Here is a 5,065-nt window from a genome sequence, read left to right as displayed (position 1 = left end):
CCGGCACCGTCGCCGGCGGCCGGCTCGGCGACACCGGGCGGCTCCTGGCCGGCGCCGCCGCCGCGCCCGACTTCGCCGCCACCGCCGCCGGCCTCGCCCGCCGCGCCCGCAGCACCGCCGCCGCCCACGGCGCCGTCGAACGCGCCATCGCCCACACCCTCTACGAGCACGCCGCCCGCGGCGAACGCGCCCGCATCGCCCGCGAACTCCACGACGTCGTCGCCCACCACATCTCGATGATCTCCGTACAGGCCGAGACGGCCCGCCTCACCACCCCCGGCCTCCCCGACGAAGGTGCCCGCCGGCTCCGCGACATCGGCGACACCGCCCGCACCGCCCTCACCGAGATGCGCCGGCTCCTCGGCGTGCTGCGCGAAGACGCCGGCGCCGACCCCGCGGAACGCCGCCCCCCGCCCGGCCTCGCCCAGCTCAACGAACTCCTCGACGACGCCCGCGACGCCGCCGGCTCCGCGGTACGGCTCATCGTCAGCGGCTCCGTACACCCCCTCGGCACCGGCGTCGAACTCACCGCGTACCGCATCGTGCAGGAAGCCCTCACGAACGCCCGCCGGCACGCCCCCGGCGCGGCCGTCGACGTCGAGCTGCACTACGCCGAGACCGCCCTGCGCCTGCGCATCCGCGACAACGGCCCGGGCGCGCACGGCGGGGCCGGGCGCGAGGGCGGGCACGGCGGCGGGCACGGGCTGACCGGCATGCGCGAACGCGCGGCCGCCGTCGGCGGCGGCCTGCGCGGCGGCCCCGCCGCGGGCGGCGGCTTCCTGCTGGAAGCCACCCTTCCGACACAGCCGCGCGCCCCCGGCGACGCGCCCGGGAACGAGAACGTGAACGAGAACGCGAGCGAGAACGGAGCCGCGGCATGACCGGGCCGGCGGACAGCACCCCCCTGCGCGTGGTCGTCGCCGACGACCACGAGGTCGTACGCGCCGGCTTCGCCGGACTCCTCGCCAGCCAGCCCGACTTCGACGTCGTCGGCACCGCGCGCGACGGCGCCGAAGCCGTCCGCGTCTGCCGCGAACGGCGGCCCGACGTCGTCCTCATGGACGTGCGCATGCCCGGCGTCGACGGCATCGAGGCCACCGCCCGGCTCACCGCCGCCGACGGCACGGCCCCCCGGGTGCTGATCCTGACCACCTTCGACCTCGACGAGTACGTCTACGACGCCCTCGCCGCCGGCGCCGGCGGGTTCCTGCTCAAGGACGTCACCGCCGAGCAGCTCTTCGACGCCGTGCGCGTCGTCGCGGCCGGCGAAGCGCTGCTCGCGCCGGCGGTCACGCGGCGGCTGATCGCCGAGTTCGCGCGGCTGCGCGCGTCCCGGCCGCCGCGGCGCGACGGCGAGGGCGCCGGGGCACGGCTGGCGCCGCTGACGCCGCGTGAGACCGAGGTGCTGCGGCAGATCGCCGAGGGCCTGTCCAACCCCGAGCTGGCCGCCCGTCTCCACGTCGGCGAGGAGACCGTGAAGACGCACGTCAGCAGGCTGCTGGCCAAGCTCGGGCTGCGGGACCGCACGCAGGCCGTGGTCATGGCGTACGAGTCGGGCCTCGTCGTCCCCGGCGCCCGCTGACGCCCCGCCCCCGGCCCTCTGGCCCCCTGCCCCCGGCCCGTGCCCGGCGGCGCTCGGTTAGCCTCGTGACCATGCCCGGACCCATCGAACTCGTGATATTCGACTGCGACGGAGTCCTCGTCGACTCCGAGCGCATCGCCGCCGCCGCGCAGGTCACCGTCGGCGCGGAACTCGGCTGGCCGCTCACCGAAGCCGACGCCGTCGAACTGTTCATGGGCAAGTCCCAGGAATCCGTCGGCGCCATGGTCGTCGAACGCCTCGGCCCGGGCGCGGACGAGACCTGGCGCACCCGCTACTACGAGGAGTTCTACGCTGGCCTCGACCGCCTCGAAGCCGTACCCGGCGTCGTCGAGGCCCTCGACGCCCTCGCCGCCGCCGGCCTGCCGACGTGCGTCGCGTCCAGCGGCGGGCACGAGCGGATGCGCCGCACCCTCGGCCGCACCGGGCTGTACGACCGCTTCGCCGGACGCATCTACTCCGCCGCCGACGACGGCGGCCGCGGCAAACCCGCCCCCGACCTCTTCCTCCACGCGGCGCGGCAGACCGGCTACGCGCCCGGGGCGTGCGCGGTGGTGGAGGACAGCCGCTACGGCGTCCAGGCCGCGCGCGCCGCGGGGATGCGCGCGTACGGGTTCACCGGCGGGCTGTCACCGGCGTCGTGGCTGGCGGGGCCGGACACGGTGCTCTTCGACGACATGCGCAAGCTGCCGGTGCTGCTGGAGGCCGCCGGCACGGCGGCCTGACGGCGCCGCGGAGACGGCCCGTACCGCCGGGGCGACGGCCCGTACCGGCGGAAGGCCCGGCTACGCCGCCCCGCCCTCGATCCACTCGGGCGCCAGCACCGACCACACCTCGGTGTCCTGGCGCACCCCCCGGTACCGGTGGTTCGAGCGCAGCACGCCGTCCCGGCGCATGCCGAGGCGCTGGGCGACCCTGATGCTCGGGGTGTTCTCCGAGGACACCAGCCACTCCACGCGCTCCATGCCGCGCTCGCGCACCGCCCAGTCGATGATCACGCGCGCCGCGCGGGTCACCAGCCCGCGGCCCGACGCCGCCGGCTCCAGCCAGCAACCGGCCTCGCAGGTGCCCTGCGCGGCGTCGAAGACGCGGAAGAGGACGCCGCCGACGAGGCGGCCGTCGAGCCAGATGCCGTAGAGGCGGCCGGTGTCGGAGGCGGTCTTGTCGGCGTACGACTGGAGCCACGCGCGGGCGGAGTCGAGGTCGGCGGCGGCGTCGGAGAGGCCGATGTGCCGGCCGATGAACGCGCGGCCGCGGTCCATGTGGGCGAGGAACTCCTCGGCCTGCCACGGCTCCAGCGGCCGCAGCTCGGCACCTTCGTCACCCAGGGGTACAGCGAACATCCCGTCCTCCCGTGTCAGCGTTCGACACCGCGATCCTCGCACGGGCGCGGGAGAGCCCCGCAGGTCACCCGCCCGGCGCCGCCGGGTGCGCGGCCCGGGCCGCGTCCCCCAGGGCGGCGACGCACGCCCGCACCGCCGGGCTCTCCGCCCGCGACCGCCACGCCGCCTGCACCGTACGCCGCACCGCCGGCCGCACCGGCACGAACCGCACCCCCGGCGGACACGGCCGCTGCCCCATCTCCGGTACGAGCGACACGCACAGCCCGCCGTCCACCAGCGCCAGCTGCGTGGCGTACTCCGTCACCCGGTACCGCACCTCCGGCTCCACCCCCACCTCGCGCAGCGCCTGCGTCAGCCCCTCGTACGGCTCGGTGCCGACCGGGCAGCTCGCCCACACCGCCGCCGCCCCGTCGCGCCGGTCGAGACCGCCCAGCTCGGCGAGGCCGACGCGCTCGCGGGCGGCCAGCGGGTGGGAGGCCGGCACCGCCAGCTGGACGTCCTCCACCACCAGCGTCCGCACCGCGAGCCCCTGCGGCAGCCGGATGGGCCGGCTGCTCCAGCTCTCGATGAGCAACAGGTCCAGCTCCCCGCCGACCAGCTCCGGGACCAGCTCGACGACCTCGCCGTCGACGACGGTGGGGACCAGCCGCGGGTGCGCGGCGGTGAGGTCGGTCAGCACCCCGGGCAGCAGGGCGCGCAGCGAGCTGCCGACGCCGCCGAGGCGCAGCGGGCCCAGGATCTCGTCCTGGAGGTCGGCGAGATCCGCCTCGGCCTCGGCGACCTGCGCGCAGACGCGGGCCGCGTGCGCGGCGAGCACCTTGCCGGCGTGGGTGAGGCGGACGCTGCGCCCGTACGGCTCCAGCAGCCGGTGCCCGGCCTCGCGTTCCAGCTTGGCGAGCTGCTGCGAGACGCCGGAGGCGGTGACGTGCAGCGACTCGGCGGCGCTGGCGATGGTGCCGTGGACGGCGACGGCGTCGAGGGCGCGCAGGCGCTCCAAACTGAACACCAAGCAATGCTAATGCTTTGGACTAACAAATCATCGCTTTTTCTTGGGGGAACGGGCGGGCAGAGTGGAGGGCATGCGAGTCGACGGGGAGGGCCGGGGCGGCGAGACGCTCCTCGCCCGGGCGGCCGGCCCGGCCGCGATGGTCATCGGCGGCTCGGCGTGCATCTCGCTGTCGGCGATCTTCGTGAAGCTCTCCGACGTGAACGCCGGCACCGCCGCCTTCCTGCGCTGCGTCCTGGCACTGCTGCTGCTCCTCCCCCTCGCGGCCGTCGAACTGCGCCGCCTCGGGCCGCGGGCCCGGCGGCCGGTGCTCACGGATCTGGCGGCCGGGCTGCTGCTCGGCGTCGACTTCGTCTTCTGGGCGGCCAGCATCCGGGACGTCGGCGCCTCCATCGCCACCGTGCTGCTCAACATCCAGGTCGTCGTCTTCCCGCTGCTGGCGCGGCTGCTGACCCGTACGCCGCTGCCGCGCGGCTTCTGGCTCACCGCCCCGGTGCTGCTCGCCGGGGTGGCGCTCGCGGGCGGCGCGATCGGCGACCCGGAACCGGGCAGCAGCCCCGTGACCGGCATCCTCTACGGCACGGCCGCCGGCGTCGCCTTCGCCGGCTACCTGTTCCTCACCCGCCTCCCGGGCGCCCGCCCCCGCCCCGCCAGCGGCTCCCCCCTCCCCCCTCCGCCCCGTCCCCGCCCGCACGTCGCCGTGCCGGTGTGCACCGCGACGTTCTCCGCCGGCGTCGCCTCCGGGGTCCTCGGCGCGCTCTGGACCGGGATCGACGTGACGCCCGGGCCCGCCGCCCTCGGCTGGCTGGCGGCCATGGCCGCGCTCGGCCAGGTCCTCGCCCTGCTCCTCGTCACCCCCGCGCTGGCCCGGCTCGCCCCGGCGACGGGAGCCGCGCTGCTCCTGCTGCAGCCGGTACTCGCCGTCGCCGACGCCGCCGCCTTCTTCGGCGCCCCCCCCACGGCGACGCAGTACGCCGGCTGCGTACTGGTCATCGCCACCGTCTGGTACGCCACCCGCGCCGCCGGCAACCGCCGCGGCGGCAACCGCGCCGGAGGGGACCGCGCCGGAGGCGACCGCGGCGGCGGCGACCGCGGCGGCGGCAACCGCGCCGGAGG

The 5,065-nt window shown here is 76.7% G+C and carries 6 protein-coding genes; 4 read left to right on the top strand and 2 right to left on the bottom strand.

What is annotated here, in order from left to right; genetic code table 11:
* The 3 genes from ABD317_RS33300 to ABD317_RS33290 form a co-directional block, all read left to right on the top strand.
* A partial coding sequence (locus tag ABD317_RS33300) for a sensor histidine kinase (RefSeq protein ID WP_344294995.1) occupies positions 1-881 on the top strand: 881 nt, incomplete at its 5' end.
* Positions 878-1,582: a response regulator gene (locus ABD317_RS33295; RefSeq protein WP_344294993.1), complete on the top strand. Its 705-nt coding sequence runs from the start codon at positions 878-880 to the stop codon at positions 1,580-1,582. The genes ABD317_RS33300 and ABD317_RS33295, both read left to right, overlap by 4 nt.
* A gap of 71 nt (positions 1,583-1,653) precedes the next feature.
* Positions 1,654-2,325, top strand: coding sequence for an HAD family hydrolase (locus ABD317_RS33290; protein WP_344294991.1), 672 nt, complete (start codon positions 1,654-1,656; stop codon positions 2,323-2,325).
* 60 nt (positions 2,326-2,385) lie between these two features.
* On the opposite strand, the gene ABD317_RS33285 is transcribed toward ABD317_RS33290, so the two are convergent.
* Both ABD317_RS33285 and ABD317_RS33280 read right to left on the bottom strand, forming a co-directional pair.
* On the bottom strand, positions 2,386-2,943 hold the full coding sequence (locus ABD317_RS33285) for a GNAT family N-acetyltransferase (RefSeq protein WP_344294989.1): 558 nt from the start codon (positions 2,941-2,943) through the stop codon (positions 2,386-2,388).
* Positions 2,944-3,007: 64 nt separating this feature from the next.
* Complete coding sequence (locus ABD317_RS33280) at positions 3,008-3,949, bottom strand: LysR family transcriptional regulator (protein ID WP_344294987.1); 942 nt, start codon at positions 3,947-3,949, stop codon at positions 3,008-3,010.
* Positions 3,950-4,022: 73 nt separating this feature from the next.
* Here ABD317_RS33280 and ABD317_RS33275 point away from each other — a divergent pair.
* A partial coding sequence (locus ABD317_RS33275) for a DMT family transporter (RefSeq protein ID WP_425582502.1) occupies positions 4,023-5,065 on the top strand: 1,043 nt, incomplete at its 3' end.

Source organism: Streptomyces synnematoformans, assembly GCF_039531005.1.
GTDB lineage: Bacteria > Actinomycetota > Actinomycetes > Streptomycetales > Streptomycetaceae > Streptomyces > Streptomyces synnematoformans.
This window is presented reverse-complemented; position numbering and strand designations above follow the sequence as displayed.